Origin of the sequence: Chryseobacterium viscerum (assembly GCF_002899945.2) — a bacterium.
GTDB lineage: Bacteria > Bacteroidota > Bacteroidia > Flavobacteriales > Weeksellaceae > Chryseobacterium > Chryseobacterium viscerum.
Genome location: NZ_PPEG02000003.1, coordinates 1 through 21162, shown reverse-complemented (window position 1 = coordinate 21162; position 21162 = coordinate 1). Strand labels below are relative to the sequence as shown.

At 36.4% G+C, this 21162-nt stretch carries 15 protein-coding genes; 6 read left to right on the top strand and 9 right to left on the bottom strand.

Going from position 1 to position 21162, the window contains the following annotated elements; translation table 11 throughout:
* Window positions 1-100: 100 nt before the first annotated feature.
* Window positions 101-457, top strand: coding sequence for a 50S ribosomal protein L19 (rplS, locus tag C1634_RS06640; RefSeq protein ID WP_103232944.1), 357 nt, complete (start codon window positions 101-103; stop codon window positions 455-457).
* A gap of 71 nt (window positions 458-528) precedes the next feature.
* Here the strand turns inward: rplS and C1634_RS06635 are convergent, their stop codons facing one another.
* Together C1634_RS06635 and C1634_RS06630 are read right to left on the bottom strand one after the other, a co-directional pair.
* Window positions 529-972, bottom strand: a complete 444-nt coding sequence (locus tag C1634_RS06635; RefSeq protein ID WP_103232943.1) for an SRPBCC family protein — start codon at window positions 970-972, stop codon at window positions 529-531.
* Window positions 973-1284: 312 nt separating this feature from the next.
* Window positions 1285-2067, bottom strand: coding sequence for an AraC family transcriptional regulator (locus C1634_RS06630; protein WP_103232942.1), 783 nt, complete (start codon window positions 2065-2067; stop codon window positions 1285-1287).
* 76 nt (window positions 2068-2143) lie between these two features.
* Between C1634_RS06630 and C1634_RS06625 the strand changes: the two genes are divergently transcribed.
* Complete coding sequence (locus C1634_RS06625; protein WP_103232941.1) at window positions 2144-3286, top strand: MFS transporter; 1143 nt, start codon at window positions 2144-2146, stop codon at window positions 3284-3286.
* A 122-nt stretch (window positions 3287-3408) separates the two neighbouring features.
* On the opposite strand, the gene C1634_RS06620 is transcribed toward C1634_RS06625, so the two are convergent.
* The 4 genes from C1634_RS06620 to rpsA all read right to left on the bottom strand — a co-directional run bounded on the left by C1634_RS06620 (window position 3409) and on the right by rpsA (window position 10524).
* A complete protein-coding gene (locus C1634_RS06620) occupies window positions 3409-4401 on the bottom strand; it encodes an alpha/beta fold hydrolase (protein WP_103232940.1) in 993 nt (330 codons plus the stop codon).
* Between the two features lie 83 nt (window positions 4402-4484).
* Window positions 4485-5471: an EamA family transporter gene (locus tag C1634_RS06615; RefSeq protein WP_103232939.1), complete on the bottom strand. Its 987-nt coding sequence runs from the start codon at window positions 5469-5471 to the stop codon at window positions 4485-4487.
* 124 nt (window positions 5472-5595) lie between these two features.
* Window positions 5596-8217: a T9SS-dependent M36 family metallopeptidase gene (locus tag C1634_RS06610; RefSeq protein ID WP_228410015.1), complete on the bottom strand. Its 2622-nt coding sequence runs from the start codon at window positions 8215-8217 to the stop codon at window positions 5596-5598.
* A gap of 519 nt (window positions 8218-8736) precedes the next feature.
* Window positions 8737-10524, bottom strand: coding sequence for a 30S ribosomal protein S1 (gene rpsA / locus C1634_RS06605; protein ID WP_109738095.1), 1788 nt, complete (start codon window positions 10522-10524; stop codon window positions 8737-8739).
* Between the two features lie 405 nt (window positions 10525-10929).
* On the opposite strand from rpsA, the gene C1634_RS06600 reads away from it, so the two are divergent.
* Window positions 10930-12195, top strand: coding sequence for a carcinine hydrolase/isopenicillin-N N-acyltransferase family protein (locus tag C1634_RS06600; protein ID WP_109738094.1), 1266 nt, complete (start codon window positions 10930-10932; stop codon window positions 12193-12195).
* Window positions 12196-12235: 40 nt separating this feature from the next.
* On the top strand, window positions 12236-13543 hold the full coding sequence (locus C1634_RS06595; RefSeq protein ID WP_109738093.1) for a DEAD/DEAH box helicase: 1308 nt from the start codon (window positions 12236-12238) through the stop codon (window positions 13541-13543).
* Between the two features lie 151 nt (window positions 13544-13694).
* On the opposite strand, the gene C1634_RS06590 is transcribed toward C1634_RS06595, so the two are convergent.
* Window positions 13695-14588: an SMP-30/gluconolactonase/LRE family protein gene (locus tag C1634_RS06590; protein WP_109738092.1), complete on the bottom strand. Its 894-nt coding sequence runs from the start codon at window positions 14586-14588 to the stop codon at window positions 13695-13697.
* 258 nt (window positions 14589-14846) lie between these two features.
* On the opposite strand from C1634_RS06590, the gene ccoG reads away from it, so the two are divergent.
* Window positions 14847-16289: a cytochrome c oxidase accessory protein CcoG gene (ccoG, locus tag C1634_RS06585; RefSeq protein ID WP_103234521.1), complete on the top strand. Its 1443-nt coding sequence runs from the start codon at window positions 14847-14849 to the stop codon at window positions 16287-16289.
* A 218-nt stretch (window positions 16290-16507) separates the two neighbouring features.
* On the opposite strand, the gene C1634_RS06580 is transcribed toward ccoG, so the two are convergent.
* Entirely contained in the window at window positions 16508-17389 is an 882-nt protein-coding gene (locus C1634_RS06580) for an AraC family transcriptional regulator (protein WP_103234522.1), read from the bottom strand.
* A 95-nt stretch (window positions 17390-17484) separates the two neighbouring features.
* Entirely contained in the window at window positions 17485-20166 is a 2682-nt protein-coding gene (locus C1634_RS06575; RefSeq protein ID WP_103234523.1) for a reprolysin-like metallopeptidase, read from the bottom strand.
* 182 nt (window positions 20167-20348) lie between these two features.
* Between C1634_RS06575 and C1634_RS06570 the strand changes: the two genes are divergently transcribed.
* Window positions 20349-20693 carry a MerR family transcriptional regulator gene (locus tag C1634_RS06570; protein WP_105703076.1) on the top strand — a complete coding sequence of 115 codons (345 nt, stop codon included), beginning with the start codon at window positions 20349-20351 and terminating at the stop codon, window positions 20691-20693.
* The last annotated feature ends 469 nt before the right edge of the window (window positions 20694-21162 follow it).

The window sequence follows — 21162 nt, the reverse complement described above, 5'->3', positions numbered from 1 at the left end:
TGGCATATTCAAAAACTATTTTGTACATTTGCAACCTGTTATTCAACCTCTGACGAAAAGCGTGTAAGTTGCTTAGCCTTAACATTTTATTTTATTAATAATGGATTTATTAAAGTACGTACAAGACAAGTACATTGCGAAAAAAGAATTCCCTGAATTCAAAGCAGGTGATACAATTACTGTGTATTACGAAATTAAAGAAGGACAAAAGACAAGAACTCAGTTCTTCAAAGGAACAGTTATCCAATTAAGAGGTACTGGTTCTACAAAAACTTTCACAATCAGAAAAATGAGTGGTGATGTAGGTGTAGAAAGAGTATTCCCTATTAACTTACCTGCACTTCAAAAAATTGAGGTTGATAGAAAAGGTAGAGTTAGAAGAGCTAGAATTTACTACTTCAGAGACCTTAGAGGTAAAAAAGCAAGAATCAAAGACGCTGCTTACAAGAAGAAATAATTCAGACAACAATACATACAAAAAGAGGCTGTTTACTTATAAACAGTCTTTTTTTTGTTAAAAACATTTCCTTAGTTTTTATATGGGGCTCCGGTTCCCGTTTCCAAAAAGAGCTTCAGACTTCCTATAAACTGGTTCCAGCCACCACAACAAATCGTATAACATTCCACAGCCGGATTCAAACCTACATGGGTAAGCTGCAGCAAACTGCTGTTTTCCTTTTGTTCCATTTCCCAGACTACCGTTGTTCCAATCCATTCTGTCTGATTTTTTAATTCAGGAATAGCAATCAGTGAATCTTCAACAGACCAGATCACTCTTGAATGGGGTATTGCTTCTTTTATTCGTATTGTCTTGTGAATATGGTCTCCAAATCTTACTGTAAATATATCTCCCATCTTTGCTGATTCACCAATAAACAGCTCGGACCACCAAAGAGGAATCTGATGAGCAATTGCTTCATAAGTTTTCTCTGCCGTAGCCTTGAGCTCAATTGTAGTATTATAATTGTCCATATCTTTTATTTTTTATAAAACTATTCTATTGACTTATACAATTTTATGGAAATAATTATTCAATGGACTTTGCATAGGGCAAGAAATATTGATGAATTTTTAAACCATTAAGAGCTTTTAAGCAGATAAGATGAGTTAAGAAAAATCTTATATTTTTAGAATAGAAGTCATCCTGACTTTCTTTTAGTATAATATCATACACTGTACACCCTATCAACGTTTAAAACCTTGACAGAGGTAACATCTTAGAGAAATTTTAAATCTTTCTTTTGGTTAAAGACACTATTTTCTCAATCTCTTTTTACTTGATGGCTATTCGTTTTTCATTAGATACTGCAAAGGAGTAGAACCTGTGTGTTTTTTAAAAAACTCAATAAAAGCACTGTCTGAAGAGAAGTCTAACATATGAGATACCTCTCCTATTGAATTGCCTTCTACCAAAAGCTCAATCGATCGCTGTAACCGCCATTGCTGTCTCCATTCCTGATAAGGCAATCCTGTTTCCTTTTTAAAAATCCGGCTGATTGTTTTTTCCACTGCTCCTGTGTGCTCTGCAAGATCTTTCAGCATAGGTGGCATGGAGTAACGTTGTGTCCATTCTTCGGCTATTTTTTTAAGGCGTCTGTCCTGAGGCATTTTTAGCTCCAGTTTTTCTTCCGGCGCTTTGTTCATTTCGTCCCAGAACACCTTTAAAAGATGAGTTTGATCAATTTTGAGATCCGACCATTCCCAAAAACAAATTCTTTCGATAATTTCTTTTAATAAAGGATTTACATGTAAAACGTTAAGACCGGAACCTATATATTTTTCGGCATAACTTGTATCAAAATAGATAGATCTGTAGGCGACAACATTTCGGAAATTTACACGGTGAATTTCATTGGCAGGAATCCAAAGCATTCTAAATGGAGGGAGAACCAACTGCCGGTCAGAAGTGGTGACGGTCATACAGCCCGATGGCGCATACAACAACTGAGCCTTCGTTTTATGAAAATGAAAGCCGGAATCATGCATCACCATATCAGAGGCTATTCCGATTACTTTTCCCGGAATGGAATCTGCATCAAACTCATCATTTTGCTTCAGTACAGCCATGTCCTATTTTTGATATTTTTTGTTTTTATATCATTATAAATATACATTGATTTTTTGGAAACTTTGCAGAAAAAAAATGAAGAAGACAAATCCTATCTGGCTGCTGACTCTGCTTGTAATGCTTCCGCAGTTTGTAGAAACCATTTACAGCCCTGTCTTGCCAATGGTGCAGGAACAATTCGGAGTGAAGGAAGAATCGGCCACGTTGACAATCAGTTTATATTTTATAGCATTTGCTGTGGGGGTTGCATTTTGGGGAGTACAATGTGATAGGATCGGAAGAAAGAAATCATTGGAATATGGACTTATCACTTACGGAATCGGGACTATGGCAGCCATTTTTGCGCCTAATTTTATGATTCTTCTTAGTGCCAGGATTATTTCTGCATTCGGAATTTCGGTGGGTTCCATTGTAACGCAGACGATTCTAAGGGATACCTATGATAAAGACAATATCAGCAAAGTATTTTCATGGATAGGAATTGGTTTATCGATCAGTCCAGTGGTCGGAATGATTACCGGTTCGGTATTGGCTGCTTCTATAGGACATCAGGGAGTATTTATAACATTATGCCTGCTGGCACTCTTATTTTTTATTCTCTCCAGAAATAAAGTTTCCGAGACTAGCTATTCAAAGAAAACAATCAACATCGGTACTTTGACCAGCCTCTTAAAACGGATGCTTCGTGACCCTTCGATCATCAAATGCTGTCTGCTGATTATGAGTTTTAATGTACTGTTGTTTTCGTACTATTCGCTTGCTCCGTTTATCTTTAAAGAAAATCAGTATTCCTCCTACGTTTTCGGATACAGCAGTATTATTCTGGCGGGTGGCACATTTGCAGGAGCACAACTTAACAGGTTTTTCCTATTAAAGAATATACCATCTGAATATTTGGTTAAAACTGGGGTATTATTAGCCTTTTTTGCTTCTATTTTGGTATGGATGCTGACAAGCTCAGGAATCTATTTTCTGATTCCCTATTTTTTCATTGTTATGGCATTCAGCATTGCGATCCCGAATATTCTGAGTACAGCGCTCGTTAATTATAAAAACGAAACCGGTAGCGCTGGGGCTCTATTGGGGTTAATTTACTATGTTATGATAGGTTTAGGGCTGATAAGCATTGGTTTTATACAAAACCTGGGAATTTCGTGTGTTTTGTTTTCGGGAATTGGAGTTTGTACTCTATTACTGTTTGGCCATAAGAAGAATTAATTTTGAAACATTAAGTTTAGTGAAGATGATAAGAATAGTTAAGTTTCATCAAAGATGAAAAATGAAGCAGAATCATTTATGAAAACTTAATGTTTCAAATATTTTATAGTTTTACCCTTATTCTATTGTATAAAATTATACAGGGCTTCAAAGAATTTCGGGTATACTTCTATATGAGGCAGATGTCCTACATTATCAATCTCTACAAGCTTTGAACCGGCAATTTCATGCTGGGTTTTCTTTCCCAATTCCTGATACTGTCCCATTTTCGGCTGCAGCTCTTTAGGCGCCCTATCCTTTCCTATCGCGGTTCTGTCTCTTGTTCCAATGATCAGCAGTGTAGGAACTTTGATATTTTTAAATTCATAACATACCGGTTGGTTGTGGATCATATCCGTGGTAAGAGCTGCATCCCATGCTACCTGAGGATAATCTTTATGGAGTGTCCATCCTGCTATCAGGTCAAGCCAGGGCTGATATTCCTGTTTCCATTTGTTGTCATAATAGAATTTCAGCTGATAATTTTTATAAGTTTCCGCTGTATTTTTAAGTTCGGACTGATACGCCTGATCGATAGTCTGATAGGAAGCAAAAGTTTTATAATCTTCAAGTCCGATCGGGTTTTCAAGAATCAATTTTTGTACTTTCTCCGGATACAGCAGGGTAAATCTTGTGGCTACCATTCCTCCCATAGAATGTCCCAGGACGATAGCTTTATCAATCTTCAGTTCATCCAGAACGGCTTTTGTATTTTCTGCCAGCTGTGAAAAAGAAAATTGGTAAGCATGAGGCTTGGAAGATTTTCCGAATCCGATCTGATCAGGAATCACCACTCTGAATCCTTTAGCAGACAAATCTTTGGCTGTTCTCTCCCAATACACTCCATTAAAATTTTTCCCATGAAGAAGCATTATTGTTTTTCCATTGGGTTTTTGTGGCTGTACGTCCATGTAAGCCATTTTCAAATCTTCGCCCTGAGATTGTAAAGTAAGGAAATGAACTTCATAAGGATATTGATAATCAGAGAGCATTGCATCCAGGGGTTTTACCTGTGAGAATATAAAACCGGACACCGTCAATGTAAAAGCGGCCATTATATTTCTGAAACGTTTCATGAAACTTTTATTTTAAGGATTAAAATTAAAAAAACCGCTCCAAAAGGAACGGTTTTAAACTGTTATTTTTATTTAAATATTTTTTAAGACACTTCTGCCATCGAAACTTCTTTTTCTTTTTTTGAAGGTAAATTCATCAAAACAATAGCAAAAAGAATCAGTACAATCCCTGCCCATTGGATGAGAAATACTTTCTCTCCCAATAAAACAAAAGCCATCGTTACAGAAACCGGAAGTTCCAGCGACGAGACAATACTTCCCAATCCTAATCCAGCATTCGGGAACCCAATATTAAATAAAATAGGAGGAATGATGGTTCCAAAAAGAGCCAGTATAAATCCGTAAGTCAGGAATATTGAATAGTTAAATGGATGAATATGTTCTGTATTTTCTGTAAAATTTAAGTATAATGATTTTAAACCATCAGAATACATCGGTCCTATCTGGGCAAAGAATAAAAATGCAAAAACGATTACAGATCCACCCGCCAGCATAATGAAACTCTTCCTGAAAACCGGAAGATGGGTAGCCAGTGTATTGGAAGTGAACATCGTTAAGGTATACGAAGCCGCCGCCATCAATCCCCAAAAGACTCCATGCCAGTCCAGCTCTATCTCCATATTGATTAGATTAGTTGCCAGAACAGTTCCCAGCAGTACAATAACCACGGAAACTACTTTTCTTGCATTGGGTAGTTTTTTTGCGATAATACTTTCTACCACTACACTGAACCATACAGACTGCATCAACAGGACAATGGCAATTGAAACATTGATATATTGTACAGCGATATAATAAAATAAGCTGGTTCCTCCCAAAGAAGTTCCTGCAAGCAGCAGCATTCTTACTTCTTTAGAACTTGGTTTCGATAATTTCTGCTTTGAGGTTAGGGTCTGAATAAAATTAAGGATCAAAAGTCCTATCAAACCTAAAACGAATTGTGAGGTAGTCACTTCAGAAGTTGTGAAGCCATCATGATAAGCCATTTTCACAAAAGTGGCTAACATACCGTATATACTAGCTCCAATCCCTACAAATAAAACACCTTTTAGTATATTTTTCTTCTTCATAATTTTTTTAACAGCCTGCAAAGGTACAATATATAAATTAAATCAGTCGGAAGCGTTGCGGTGATAGATAAATATAATCGCCACAAGCAAGCTTGTGGCGATTATAAAATTGATTATAAGTAAATTATTTTTTAACCATTACTTTTGAAGCCGTTTCGAAACCAAGTCCTTTTATTTTAACCATATACGTTCCGTTTACCAGGTTGCTTGTAGAAATTGCTTTCTTAGCATCCGGTGAAATTTTATTTTCAGAAGAAACCAGCTTACCAGACATATCATAAAGCTCTACACTTACTTTTCCAAGGGTATTACTTGGGAATTTGATATAAAACTCGTCTTTAGCCGGGTTCGGATAGATAGAGATATTCTTATTTTTATCAGAATTCACTTCATTGGTAGCCAGTACACATTCTTCCGGTACATTAAAGTCCTGAACCTGATCATTAATGTTATTCTTAACTCCTGCTGATGCATTCAACCCTAAACCTCTTCTTGCAAAAACACCCCAGATCATACACTTATCCTGTCCCCCAGTAGTCGCTAGCTCAGCAGCTAATATTGCATTTCTTCCATCAATAAAACTAGGGTTACATCCCTGAAGTTTCAGAGCATCTGTTACCAGTTGTAATACTTTTCTGCTTCCGTTAGGAGTCGTAGATAATACATCCGAAGAATACCCATATTTTTCAACATATTTCCAGTGAAGATCCCATAACATGGTAGCCCAAACAAAACCAATAGAATGTACATCCGGAACCACTGATGTTCCATTATTGTATTCCATTCCGTTGGTACTTCCGTATGTATATCCGTTTATAGTAAGATCTGTTGTGTATTTTTTAGGTCTGATACCACCTCCTGTAATCGCCTGACCTAATGCATAAGTACCTGTACCTCTCGCTACAGTAGAGTTATCCCCAGCTTTATTCGTAAGCATTAAAGCGAAGAAATCAGACCATCCCTCACCCATTTGCTCTTTGCTCACATTGGCATTCAAACATGATGAACCCGAACCAGTCATTCTGTTTGATATTCCGTGGCCATATTCATGGATTACAATTCCGTTATCAAAACTTCCGTCTGGCGTCATGTTTCCTTTTAGAGTAACATTTACGTTTGTACTTGCAGCAAGCTGAGTTTTTATATATTCTCCTTCAGAATTAATAATAAGCACTGAAGGTATCGTAATTGTAGCATCTGAACCCGCCATATTTCCTAAAGTAGCTCCATTCGCTGCATTGTTATAAACTATAGCCGCTTTAGCTCCCGCATCCTGAAGATTTTTTACTTTAACAGCAAAAGCACATGTTCCTCTTTCAACCAAACCAATTTTATCTATCAAAGAACCTATCGGTAAAGCAGTACATCCATCTAAAACTGGAGATAACGCTACATCTCCGGTTATCCCATTCATTGGCACCGGCATACCAAACTGAGCTGTTCCTGCTCCTGGTGTACGGGAAACAGCAGCGGTTGGAGCATTATAGAAAAATATTCTACCTATAGATGACCAAAGGTACATCTGCATTCTAGGATTATTACCATCTGATGGTGAAGAGAAGTTAGCATTATTCAGTCCACTTCCATCCTGTGCTTCTGCATATACAGAGTCATCATTTACCCCTCCGTTTCCAAAGTTATTCTGCTGAAAGTTTTTTGCAGATTCTGTAAATCCAAACTGATAGAAAACATCATGAATTCTGTTGTTCAGATAAAATAAATTGGTGATGGCTGCATTTCTGTTGTTTACAGGAGCTTCATTGATATTAAAAGGAAAATTAAAATTCCTTGTTGCTCCTCCTTCCGCCGGAGTTCCTGTAAGATAGTCAGGAGCCGTTAAAGCTGTTCCTGCCACATCTTCATAAGCGAAAACGTTATTTCCTCGGGTAACGGTATAATGATTAGTCCCATCAGAATGCCATCCTTCAGGGGAAGCATTCAGAAGCCAAGGATTGGTAAGAATTGATCTTGAACCAAAAGTAGGCGCTTCGATTGGCAGCGGAAATACATTATAGGTTGCATTATCCGGTACAAGCAAAGGAATATTGTTTTGCACTATATTATTTTGAGGTCCAACTAATGTATTCTCAAAATGGTCAGCATGGCTATAATCAGCATCTGAACTATAGGCATCATGATGGAAGTTACAAGAGAGTGTCAGATTATGTTTTACCAGAATATTTCCGTTATTGGCATCCACTAAAATGTTCCAGTAATTTGGAGATTTTGGCTCCATTAAGGTATATTCATATGCCAAACGCAGATTCCCATTCTCATCATTGGTATATACCAGTCTTTGATTGGCGGATGTAGCTTTTTTCTGAGTCTTTTCAAGATATTCAAGAATCGTAAAATTAGCAATATCAGAATTTTTCAGATCTTCAGCTATCTTTTGAAGAGCGAAAGTCTTGTTGATTGCAGCTGTACCTGATGTAGTTGCAGTATAATCTTTTACAAAATTATCTGTATAATAAACAATTTTATTGTCTTTAATCAATGCTGTTCCTACGGAGCTATAGATGGGTAGGCCATTATATGTCTGTAAAAATTTAACAACATTACCATTCAATGATTTTGACGGATCTACATTATCAATGATGATACTATTAAGATCAGATTTTTTATATTCCCTTATTTTGTTTTGAGAAATATAATCTTTAATCAGCTTTTCATTATCCTGCCCAAACAATATTGTTGGAAACGCAGAAAATACAGCAAATAAAATAGGTAGAGCTTTATTTTTCATATCCATTATTAAAGCCGCTAATCTACAAATAATTCACAAATCTTTACTATTTTTTTTAATCAAAATTTAATAATAAATAAATACTAATATAAAATAAAACCTAAAATCATTTTACATATTTCTCAACACCGAGAATCCCACCAGGGATTTATGCCTATCACATTATATTTAAAGCACTTCTAGCTATTTTTTATTTAAATATTTCACCAAACGAATCATTTATTATTAAATCTTTTAATGAATATAAACCTCATTTTTTTCAACTTATAATATCTTAAAAAGCTATCCTATTATAATTTAGGTTACTATATCATTGTCATTCTGACGAAGGAAGAATCTCATATATGGCTTAGATTCTTCATTTCACTTCGTTACATTCAGAATGACATTAAGATATCAAGATTAGTGTAAAATCTTATATAATTACCATCATTTATTTATAAAATTGTACATTCTTACATATAGGTACAAAAAAAGCCGCTCAAACGAGCGGCTCCTTATTTATGAATGGTTCAAAGATTATTTACCTTCTTCCATTTTTCTTTTCAACTCTGCTAATGCATCGATGTCTCCAAGTGTAGATCTTTCTTCATTGTTAGAAGAACTTACGTTTCTAGAAGAAGCTTCTTTTACGTTTTTCTTTTCTTCGTCTCTGAAAGTACCTGTGTGAGATACTACTACTCTCTTGAATTCTTTGTTGAATTCGATTACTTTGAATTGAGCATCTTCACCTTTTTTGATTTTAGATCCATCTTCTTTCTCTAATAATCTTGAAGGACAGAATGCTTCTACTTCAGCATCTTCGAATTGAACAGAAGCTCCTTTATCGTGAACTTCTACTGCTTTACCAGCGTGGATAGTTCCTTCAGCATATTTAGTTTCGAATTTATCCCATGGGTTTTCAGTCAATTGCTTGTGACCTAGAGATAATCTTCTAGCTTGGATATCTAATTCAAGAACTACAACATTCAATTTATCACCTACTGCACAGAACTCAGATGGGTGCTTGATTTTCTTAGTCCAAGAAAGATCAGAGATGTAGATTAATCCGTCGATACCTTCTTCTAACTCTACGAATACACCAAAGTTAGTGAAGTTTCTTACAGTTCCTACATGCTGAGATCCTACAGGATACTTAGTTTCGATGTTTTCCCATGGATCTTTAGACAATTGCTTGATACCAAGAGAAATTTTTCTTTCTTCTCTATCTAAAGTTAATACTTCAGCTTCTACTTCATCACCTACTTTCACAAAGTCACCAGCAGATCTTAAGTGAGTAGACCAAGACATTTCAGAAACGTGGATTAATCCTTCTACACCTGGAGCGATCTCAACGAATGCACCATAGTCAGCAAGAACTACTACTTTTCCTTTTACTTTGTCTCCAACTTTCATGTCAGCAGAAAGAGCATCCCAAGGATGAGCTTCTAATTGCTTCATACCTAATTGGATTCTTGTTTTCTCATCATCAAAATCAAGGATTACAACTTTTACAGTTTGTCCGTCCTCTAGGATTTCAGATGGGTGGTTCACTCTAGACCAAGAAAGGTCTGTAATGTGGATCAATCCATCAACACCTCCTAAGTCAATGAATACACCGTAAGAAGTAATGTTCTTAACAGTACCTTCAAGAACCTGACCTTTTTCAAGTTGAGCGATGATTTCTTTTTTCTGACCTTCGATATCTGCTTCGATCAATGCTTTGTGAGATACAACTACGTTTTTGAACTCAGGGTTGATTTTCACAACTTTGAACTCCATAGTTTTTCCTACGAACTGATCGTAATCTTTAATTGGCTTAACGTCAATTTGAGAACCAGGTAAGAATGCTTCGATTCCGTGTACGTCAACGATCATACCACCTTTAGTTCTAGATTTAACAAAACCGTTAACGATTTCTCCAGTTTCGTGAAGTTCGTTTACTTTATCCCAAGCTTTAAGCGTTCTAGCTTTTCTGTGAGATAATTGTAACTGACCAGTTTTGTCTTCTCTTTTGTCAACCATTACTTCTACCTCATCACCTACTTTTAGGCCTTGGTTGTAACGGAATTCGTTAAGAGAAATAACACCTTCAGATTTGAAGTTGATGTCTACGATAGCTTCTTTGTCAGTTAATCTTACTACTCTACCAACTAAAACGTCATTGTCGTTTAGGCTGTTAAGAGATCCGTTGTAGATTTCTTCTAAGTCGCTTTTTTCTTTTCTCGCATCTGCATCAAGACCTGATTCGAATGAATCCCAATCAAATTGTTCTGGTGCTACGTTTTGGTTTAAAATAACCTCTGCTGAATTTGTCTCTTTTGACATTTTCTAATAAAAATTTGTATTCCTTCTTTTTTAACGGTTTGAATAAATGCGGATTAAAAAATACGGAAGTAATTAATTGTAAGTAATTTACCCATCAAACCTTTTCGCCACAAAAGTGGGTGCAAAGATATGAATTTTATTTAAAACAAACAATAGGTTTTCTTTCACAAATACATCCAATAAATAACTGATTGTCAATATATATTTATTAAAAGAAGCAAGAACCGGGAATCAAGGGCTAAGATACTGAACAACCGGCATCCGGTTTTAGGCTTTAATTTTTGAGGAGCTGTGTCTCATTTATTTAGATTATCCATTCTTTAACGGAATATAAATTCATCAGCATATGATTTAACAAAAATATATTTCATTAATCAAAAGATCAATATCTATGAAAACTTTATTATGCAAAAATATTTCCTTTTAATTTTAATCAGTTTGTCAGGGTGTATAGCTACCATGAAAGCCTGTACCATATTCTCATGCTCCAGAGGAGGTGAAGTATTTGCAGCGGCCAATGAGGATGACACGACACCTTTCACCAGGATCTGGTATAATCCTAGTACCAAAGACCGCTATGCCTCTGTTTGTTTCGGAGCACCGGACATGCAGATAGCAGCAGCAATGAATGAGCATGGGTTATTCTTTGATTATACAGCAGCTAATTATGACCTTAGTAAATTGAACCTTACCAATCCTTATCCGGGAGATATTATGTGGGAAGTGCTTGGAAAATGTAAAACCGTAAAAGAAGCCATGGTTATATTAAAAAAGTATGATTATGTCTCATCTTCTAAAGTTTTAATAGCAGATAAAGAAGGTAATTCTATTATGGTAAATCCGAAAGGGATTGTTGAAAAAACAGGCGAATTTCAAGTGAATGCAAACTGCAATATGATCAACGGAAAACTATCCTGCTTAAGACCGGAAATGGCAACTGAAATGCTTTCTGCTTCAAAAGAAAATAATGTAGAGTTTTTAAAGAAAATCCTGGACAAAACGCATCAGGAAGGAGACCTAAACACATTATACTCTGCCATCTATGATCTGAAAAAAGGAATCATTTACGTTTATCTTTTCCACGACTACAATACAGTTTATACCATTGATTTGAAATCTGAACTCAAGAAAGGATACAAAGTAGAAAATCTTGCCGACCATTTTCCCGTTTCATTTGCATATGAAAATTTCTCAAAGAACCATTCTTTATACCTTAAAGAATCTATTTTCCAGGAAATGAAAGATAAAGGTATAGATACAACCATTGATCACTATATCGCAGAAAGTGAGAAATTATCGCCAAAAAATGAAAAGTTAAATTCCGCTATGTTGGAGGCAGCCTTACAACTCATCAAATATTCATGGAACGAACATGATAATGGCAGTGAATGGGGCTATTGGTTCAGTAAACCTCAGGGATATGATATAAAGAAGTATAAAGACAACAGATTGGCCTCTGCTGAAAAACTGCTGAACTATTTATCTGCTCACGAAAATAAAGATCTTAAGCTGCGGAATTTCATGTACGAAATATCAGGCTATATAAATCTTGTGCAGGGAAATACTAAAATAGGGAAAGAATTTTATGCCAAATCAATCAGCAATCCTGAGGAAGCATATCCAGTGACTTTGACAAGAGGAAATGAAATAATGAAGCGACTAAACAAATAGATTATTTCATTTAACCATTCCTTTATTCTAAATTTGCATCATGGAATTAGAATCAATTTATCAAAAACTGCAGATTCAAGACATGAATCAAATGCAGAAATCTACTTATAAAGCGTCTGAAAATAATACAGACATTGTTTTACTCTCTCCTACAGGATCTGGAAAGACTCTTGCTTTTTTATTCCCCGTTCTTCGGGATCTGAAAAAAAATGTTCAGGGAGTTCAGGCTTTGATATTGGTTCCAGCCAGAGAACTTGCTTTACAGATTGAGCAGGTTTTCAAAGCTATGGGAACAGATTTTAAAGTTTCTGTTTGCTATGGCGGGCATGATAAAAAAATAGAGGTTAATAATTTAATAGAAGCCCCAGCTGTATTGATCGGAACTCCGGGAAGAGTGGCCTATCATCTAAGGAATGATAATTTTGATCCGAAAACGATAAAAACACTGGTTCTTGATGAATTTGATAAGGCTCTGGAACTAGGCTTCCATGATGATATGGAATTTATCATTAATTCATTGAAAGGTACTTCCCAAAGGCTTCTAACCTCAGCAACTGAGATGGACGAAATTCCTGCGTTCACAGGGTTAAAAGATGAAAAAGTAATTAGTTTCCTTAAAGAAAACGAAGTAAAACCGGATATTCAATTAAGAAAAGTAATGACTATTTCTGAGGAAAAACTGGATACTCTTTTCAATCTGATTTGTAAAATCGGAAATAAGAGAACCCTGATCTTCTGTAATCACCGTGAGGCTGTAGACCGTATCTCTGAGCTTCTTCATCAGATGGGAATCGACAGGGAAACCTTCCATGGTGGTATGGAACAGGATGAAAGAGAACGTGCTCTGCTTAAATTCAGAAATGATTCTGCAAGAATCCTTATTACAACAGATCTGGCAGCCCGTGGACTTGATATTCCTGAGATAGAATCTATTGTTCATTACCAATTGCCTCCCAAAGAAGATGCCTTTATCCACAGAAACGGACGTACCGCAAGAATGAATGCCAAAGGTTTTGTATATCTGATTATGACAGAGGATGAAAACTTCCCGTTCATTAAAAATAATACGCCCGAAGAAAGTGTTGCCGGATTCACCAAAGTTCCGCAAAAAACACCTTTCCAGACGGTTTACATCAGTGCAGGAAAAAAAGACAAAGTCAATAAAGTGGATATTGTAGGCTACTTACTCAAAAAAGGACAGCTGCAAAAAGAAGATGTCGGGATTATCGAAGTAAAAGACACCACATCCTATGTTGCTGTTTCAAGAAGTAAAGTAAATACTCTTTTAAAAACACTTCAGAACGAAAAACTAAAAGGTAAAAAAGTAAAAATGGAAGTGGCTTATTAAGCTTTAAAGCCACAACAATTTCAAAGACATAGCATTGAAGCATTCGAAAATCCTACTCCTTTGATGGGGTGGCTTCAATACCAAAACAAAAAATAGCTCTGAAGTTTTTATGAACTTCAGAGCTATTTTAGTATAAAGAAATATCGATATATTATTTTATTCCTCTTACTCTGGTAGGGAAAGTATACACAGATTTTGAAGCGGTAATGAAGAGTATATCATTGTTTTTCCCTCCAAAGGTTACATTGGAAGTCCATTTTTCAGGAATAGAAATATGGTAAATCTTCTTTCCCAGACGGTTAAAAACATGTACCCCATCTCCTGTTAAATAAAGATTTCCATGCTTATCAAGCTCCATTCCGTCTGAACCCATTTCGCAGAAAAGCTTTTTCTCAGACAGTTTTCCATCACTTAATATATCATACACATATGTTTTTCCGGCATCAATATCTGAAAGGTATAATTTCTTCAATTTTTCACTTCCTACAATCCCGTTAGGCTGTGTAAATGTATCCAGCTTGGTTACTTTGCCTTCTTTATTTCTGTAGTAAAGACTTTTATGTGAAAGTTCCTGTTTAAAACCAATCCAATAATTTCTTTCATACAGAGGATCTGTAAAATACATTCCTCCAACAGCATCATTCCAGACATCATTCGGCCCATTCAGTCGTTTTCCTTCAAAACCTTTGAGCAGAACTTCTACTTTTTTATCTTTTGAGATCTTCCAGATCTCTCCCTGGTCATCCGAACAGGTAATTAAATATCCGTCTTTGTCAAAGTGTGTTCCGTTTGCTCTTCCCGTCTTATCTAAAAATTCTATGATCTGATTGGTTTTCCAGCTCCAATAATATATTTTATCGTTGGGTTGGTCGGTAAAATAGACATTCCCCTCTTGATCTGTTGATGGCCCTTCTGTGAAACTGAACTTGTCAGAAACCATTTCCGGCTTTACTCCTTCATAAAACATTTTACTATAATTTACTGATTGACAGTTTACCAATGCGAAAACCAAACCAATCATGCTTATTTTAAATATATTCTTCATGCTTCACTTTTAAAGCTGCAATTTACAATATGACCAACAGGTTTCAAAATATTTTCTCGTTTTGATACAATAAAAACTACAAATACAAAATGTCTCAATTGTCCTATTTTGGAAGTAGATCATATTAGTAGTAAAAGGATATAATTCGGAGCTTTGCAATAACAAGATCAATCACTTTTTTTTCATGAAAAAATCATTCTGAGAATAGAGATAGATCTGGATGAAAATAGCACAAAAATACTTTTATAGCATACAACAATGAGCGTAGAGTCCAACAACATCAAGTCCTTGGAAATTGAAAATGAAGATTTCAGAAATTCAGTGGGAACCATGGATGAAACCGGAAAGAGAAAGTGGATTTTCCCAAGAAAGCCTAAAGGAAAGTATACCAATTACAGGAATTATACCAGTTACGTTCTCCTTGCTTTATTTTTCGGATTGCCTTTTGTAACCATCAACAATAATCCTTTTCTTCTCATTAATGTCATTGACGGGAAATTCTTTATCGTTGGGCAGTCATTTTACCTGCAGGACTTTTTCATTCTTGCCTTAGGGGCAGTAACATCTGTCATTTTCGTAATGCTGTTTACCGTGGTTTTCGGAAGGATATTCTGTGGCTGGCTGTGCCCTCAAACCCTTTTTATGGAAATGATTTTCCGCAAAATAGAATACTGGATCGAAGGAGACCGAAATAAGCAGATGAAGCTCGACAGACAGGAATGGGATGCAGAGAAAATCCGAAAAAGGCTGACGAAATGGTCCGTTTTCCTTTTAATTTCACTTATCATTTCTCACTTTATGTTCATGTATATCGTGGGATATAAAGAGGTTTTCCGTATTATGAGTGAGGGCCCTGAAGGAAACTCATTGAAGTTTACCGCTATGATATTTTTTACAATGACCTTCTATTTTGTTTTTGCATGGCTTCGTGAGCAGGTTTGTACTTTAGTATGCCCTTATGGAAGGCTTCAAGGAGTATTGATTGACAAACAGACGATCAATGTCTATTATGATTTTAAAAGAGGGGAAGGCCGTTCAAAATGGAGAAATAATGAAGATAGAAAAGCGGCAGGAAAAGGAGATTGTATCGACTGTAATCAATGTGTGGTAGTATGTCCTACAGGAATTGACATCAGACACGGACAGCAACTGGAGTGTGTGAACTGTACAGCATGTATCGACGCATGTGATGAGGTAATGGAAAAAGTTGGCTTACCTAAAGGGCTGGTTCGTTATGCTACAGAATCAGAAATTGAAAACGGTGAAACGTTCAAATTTACTCCAAGAATGAAAGCTACCACTATTATTCTGGCATTATTGATAGGATTCCTTGGATTCTTAATGTATGATCGTGGTTCTATGGAAGCCAAATTCATCAAACCAGCAGGTTCTACATTTTTCGTTAAAAATGGTAAAATCACCAATACTTTTATCTATACCCTTCTGAATAAATCGAATGAAAAGAAGACCCTGAACATCAAAGTGATCACTCCAACAAATGCTGAAATCACTTATTTCGGTTCTGAAACAATCATCTTGAAAGGCGACCAGATCCTGAAAGGAAACATTAATATTTCTTTCCCTGAAGAAGACATTAAGCTCTCCAAACAAAATATGGTTATCGGTGTTTTCGATGAGAAAGGAAAACTGGAAGATTCGTTTGAGACTACTTTTGAAGGACCGTTTAAATTAGCTCTTTAGGTTGCAGATAATGGGTGATAGGTTGCAGGTTATAGATATTAGGTAGCAGGGATTAGGGATTAGGGATTAGGGATTAGGGATTAGGAAAAGTAGTTGATATTCTCATCATTCCCCTCCTCCGGAGGGGTGGCGAAAATTCAAAGAATTTTTGACGGGGGTGGTTTACAATAATCTCGCTCTCATTCTATTATCCTGATAAACTTTGAATTTTAAACTCATTACGCCTTATATTTCCTCATAAACTGAGTGGGAGTCATTCCGGAGCTTTTCCGGAAGACTCTTACAAAGTAAGAATATTCTTCATATCCCAGCCTGAAAGCAATTTCAACCAGGCTTTCATCCAGGTACATCAACATTCTTTTGGCTTCCAATACAACTCTTTCCGTAATAACATCAGTAGCTGTTTTTTGAACAACAGTCTGTACGATTCTGTTCAGATGCTTAGATGAAATCCCCAATAAGGAAGAATAATAAGCAATGGATTTATGAGAGGTGAAATCTTGTTCAATCAGGTTTTCAAAATCCTGATAATGTTTAAAATAAGAAAGTCCGGCAGCAGAAGCCAAGGGATCAAAATCCCTGGAAAACAATCTCGTAGCATTGATGAAAATCTGTGACATGAGTGACAGAATAAGGCCTTCTTTCATCAAATTTTTAGCCTGGTGCTCTTTCTCAAGTTCCTGAAATAATTTAATATTTTTCTTTACCTCCAAAGGATCCAGCTGAAGTTTTCTGGGAAAAGATACCGATCCAAAAAAGGGAAAATTCTTGAGCTTCTGATTTACATAATGCATTTCATAAAACTCTTGGGAACAAAAGAAAATATAGCCTTCTATATCTTCCGAAAGCTCCCAGCTATGAATCTGCCCGGGTGACAAAAAAAAGAGACTTCCTTCGGAAACTTCATATTTCTGAAAGTCGATCTCATGCACGCCTACTCCTTTGGTAAAAAGCACAGTTGCATAGAAATCATGTCTGTGAGGCTTTTCTATGTGACGATGTCCCACCACCAAATGATTCTTCATCGTGTTAAAATAAAAATCTGAAGTATTTTTACCTGCCTGGAAAAGATTGATATGAAGAACTGAGATTGGATTCATCACTTATATTTATATGCATCGTAAGGATCCACAAATTTAGACAAAAAAAGGACCGGTAGAGACCGATCCTTATTATCTTGTTATAACTAAGCTGTTTATTTTATGATGAGCTTGCTGTTATAAACTCCTTTTGAAGAATTGATGCTGATCACATATACTCCTTTAGGTACATTTACATTAAACTCTTTTGTATTATTCCCCTCGCTCTTATACGCTGAAGAATAGATTAATCTTCCACTCGAATCAAACATATTTACTTTAACATCTCCTTTTATATTTTGAGATTTAATAAAGAAATTACCATCACTTGGATTAGGATAAATCTTAATATCATCTGCCAATGGAGAATTGGTTTCTTTGATTCCTAATGATTGTGTCTGGCGGGTACATACCTGAAGTGTCCATCCATTGATCGTTCCTATATCTCCTGTATAGTTATCGGAAGCGAATAATTTCCACTGCCCCTGTGCAGGATGCCCTACAAAAATACCCAATGATTCGTTAGATTTTACCTCCCCCTGAATTGGAGTAGCACAAGCGACAGCAATTCCAGTATCACTGAATGTTGCCGTTATATTATCCTGAGAACCGCATTGTCTGTGCCATATCAAAGCAGAAGTTCCCAGAGGCCCTTCTATTCCCAAAGAAACATCACTTACATAGGTATGGGTAACGGAAGGAGTCACTTTAATTTTTGTAATGATTCCCGTATTATTAACGGTCATAGGTGCTGAAACCATAGGCGATGCAATAGCAGCATCTCCTCCAGGACCATCCGTAATAGGAACTGCCGGACCTCCATACGTATAGGTAGTACAGTTTTCCCCTTCTACTGAGTAATCAATCACAAAGCTAGGGCTTACCGCATAATAGATATTCCCTACAGCTTCTACCAAAATATAGGCATTCGTAGCAGTAGATCCTGCCGGAATTGTAACCTGCTCACTTCCATCGTTAGCAGTGTTAGCAGCAATAGTAGTAAAAGTCAGCCCTCCATCTGTAGACAGTTTAATATTTACATTAGCCGTGCTTACAGGAGCTTGGGTTGTATTGGCTACATCCCAAGTTACATTGACTGCTGATCCCGAAGAAGCAGACTGTCCAAATGCAGGAGCAGTCACTTTAAACGGCCCGGAAGCATTATTTACCGTGATCATCATTGCGTCTTTGCTGGTTTGAGGTGCAGCAATACTGTTATTTCTCACAGTCAGTGCGAAATTAAGATTTCTTCCTACTCCTGAAACAGTTTCCCATTTTGTAGTAAGAACACCTGCTAATACTTTATTGAAATCCGGGAAATATCTTACCGGAGTGTTTACAGGGCTTATGGATCTGAAGGTAGGACCCGTTGGCTTGTTCAGATAAGGAATAGAATTGTTTCCTGTCTGAGCTGAACCTGAATCCATTTGCTCCCATGTATAGGTATAAGGTGCTGTGTTGGCATCTGTAGAAGTTCCTTTAAGTACAAATGCAGTAGATTTTGGAATCACATAATCTGCTCCTGCATTAATGGATGGAGCGGGATTTGCAAAAGGAGTGTTTGTACCACAGGCCACACTGTTTATATTGTTTTTAATCTCTTGTACACTAAATCCATGAAAATAATCATTGGAATTAAACTGTACGTCATAGTTACTTGTAATTCCGGTATAAGCCATAATGGTAGAACCACTACCCGGCTCCACCAGTGATGCCAGATTACCTGATGCAGTACTGTAGCTGAATGTATGGTTAGCTCCTAACTGATGTCCCATTTCATGAGCCACATAATCAATGTCAAAATTATCTCCTTCCGGATAATTACTTGCAGTCCATCCCATTGCTTTAGTAGCATCATCACAGATATCCCCTGGCGCATATCCGTTTCCGTCTTCACGATCAAAAATATGTCCCATATCATAATTGGCAGCCCCAATAAGATTGGTAATGGCCGTCTGACCTGCCTGGTTTTGTTCTCCAGATGCAGTATAAGGATAACCAGGTGCAGCCGAATTAACATAAATTACGGCATCATTATTCGCTACCAGATTAAAATGAAGGGAAAGATCTTTTTCAAAAACACCGTTCAAACGTGTCAATGTTGTATTCATTGCTGCTAAAACAACAGCTTTCTTTTGTGCGTCTGTTGCTCCAGAAGGTGTTCCTGCTGCCGTAAGATGATACTGTGCATATTCATTTGTACAGGTAATAGCAAGTCTGAAAACATTAAAACCTGCCATTTTTTTATTGACAGCACTGTTTTTTTTTCCAGAATTTTTATTTTCCGGCTTGTTGGGTGTATCACACTCAAAAGGCTCTTTTTCCTGTCCTCTTCTCGAATTGGAATCAAAAACGGCATATACAGCTCTGTCTTCAGTATAGGGTTCAATAAACTCAGAGGTTCCGGATCTGGTTATCATGGAAGAAAAACCAACTGGAGAAAGACTGAATCTTACATATACAGAAGGATCTTCCAATCCTGTTCCTACATAAGATCTGATATCCGGAAATTTCGCCTGTAATTCAGGAGCCATGTTTGAGTATTCCCAAACCTGAAATTTTTCCAGCTTTCCATTGGCTGCGGGAAGGGAAATGACCACTCCTTTTTCGCTTGAAAAACGAACTGGAGCATTTTTCAATGTCTGTTTGAGTTGATCTGCATTTAACGCATACAACCCGGAAAATTCTAATTTTTCCTGTGATTTTTTAACTTTCTGAGACCTGACCTCAGTTCTTGTCCACTGTGAAAACCCTAGAAAAGGGATCATCAGTGAGAAAATAAAGAAATAATGTTTCATATCATTCTAATTTGGGTTTAAGTTCGTCTAAGATATTAAAAAATCAGATTTATTTCAATTTTTTTCACGCATTTATGAATAAAAATATTTATATATAGCAATGAAAGTCATACCGCACTTTTTACAATATATTTGGGTGAAACTTTAAAAAATTTTTATCTTTGAGGTTTAGGAGTTGTAAAATGAAAATAAATTTACCTGATAAACTGTATTATTCTATAGGAGAAGTAGCTAAAGCATTCGATGTAAACACTTCATTAATACGTTACTGGGAACAGGAATTCCCTATTATCAAGCCTAAAAAAAACAGAAAAGGTAACCGATATTTCACTCCTGAAGACATCAAAAACCTTCAGATGATCTATCACCTGGTAAAAGAAAAAGGATACACTCTGGACGGAGCCCGTATCGCTTTGACCACCAACAGTAAAATTTCCGAAACGATCACTCTCATCGACCGCCTGGAATTTGTAAAAGCTGAATTGATCAAGCTGAAAGAATCTTTGGGAGAAAGAGATGATGAATAAGCTTTTTTTAAAATATAAAGAACTCCGCTGCAATTAATTGCAGCGGAGTTCTTATTTATAGCCTCCAAGATTTATAAATTACGGAATTGCGTTGTATGAACGTATGTTGAAAGAATAAGGATGAAATGATGAGCAGACTGGAAAAGTTGTTTGAAAAGTAAGAGATAAAAACCACTGCTGGAGCAGTGGCTTTTATTGTATTTATGGACACGAGCGAGACGCTCGCCTTTACTTTGTACTTGTCAAAAGGGAGTAAATTTATTAAAAGAAAGCAGGGGTGAACTTGGACGCTCGCTAAGTAAGACTCTTCTGGCGCATTAGTCCTCTGCTTCCTTTTTGAATTTTGTTGAATAACTTTAGATAGAATGATAGACTTCAAGGTCTAATAAAGGCTTTAAAGAATTCAACACTTTTGTTTAATCACAATACTAAGTTATGGAAAATTATCACAATTACATTGGGATTGATG

Coding starts and splice junctions, on each gene's coding strand:
- C1634_RS06570 (WP_105703076.1), top strand. CDS start 20,349: ATGAAAATAAATTTACCTGATAAACTGTATTATTCTATAGGAGAAGTA.
- C1634_RS06610 (WP_228410015.1), bottom strand. CDS start 8,217: ATGAAAAATAAAGCTCTACCTATTTTATTTGCTGTATTTTCTGCGTTT.
- C1634_RS06625 (WP_103232941.1), top strand. CDS start 2,144: ATGAAGAAGACAAATCCTATCTGGCTGCTGACTCTGCTTGTAATGCTT.
- C1634_RS06630 (WP_103232942.1), bottom strand. CDS start 2,067: ATGGCTGTACTGAAGCAAAATGATGAGTTTGATGCAGATTCCATTCCG.
- C1634_RS06575 (WP_103234523.1), bottom strand. CDS start 20,166: ATGAAACATTATTTCTTTATTTTCTCACTGATGATCCCTTTTCTAGGG.
- C1634_RS06600 (WP_109738094.1), top strand. CDS start 10,930: ATGCAAAAATATTTCCTTTTAATTTTAATCAGTTTGTCAGGGTGTATA.
- C1634_RS06620 (WP_103232940.1), bottom strand. CDS start 4,401: ATGAAACGTTTCAGAAATATAATGGCCGCTTTTACATTGACGGTGTCC.
- C1634_RS06635 (WP_103232943.1), bottom strand. CDS start 972: ATGGACAATTATAATACTACAATTGAGCTCAAGGCTACGGCAGAGAAA.
- C1634_RS06580 (WP_103234522.1), bottom strand. CDS start 17,389: ATGAATCCAATCTCAGTTCTTCATATCAATCTTTTCCAGGCAGGTAAA.
- C1634_RS06615 (WP_103232939.1), bottom strand. CDS start 5,471: ATGAAGAAGAAAAATATACTAAAAGGTGTTTTATTTGTAGGGATTGGA.
- ccoG (WP_103234521.1), top strand. CDS start 14,847: ATGAGCGTAGAGTCCAACAACATCAAGTCCTTGGAAATTGAAAATGAA.
- C1634_RS06595 (WP_109738093.1), top strand. CDS start 12,236: ATGGAATTAGAATCAATTTATCAAAAACTGCAGATTCAAGACATGAAT.
- C1634_RS06590 (WP_109738092.1), bottom strand. CDS start 14,588: ATGAAGAATATATTTAAAATAAGCATGATTGGTTTGGTTTTCGCATTG.
- rpsA (WP_109738095.1), bottom strand. CDS start 10,524: ATGTCAAAAGAGACAAATTCAGCAGAGGTTATTTTAAACCAAAACGTA.
- rplS (WP_103232944.1), top strand. CDS start 101: ATGGATTTATTAAAGTACGTACAAGACAAGTACATTGCGAAAAAAGAA.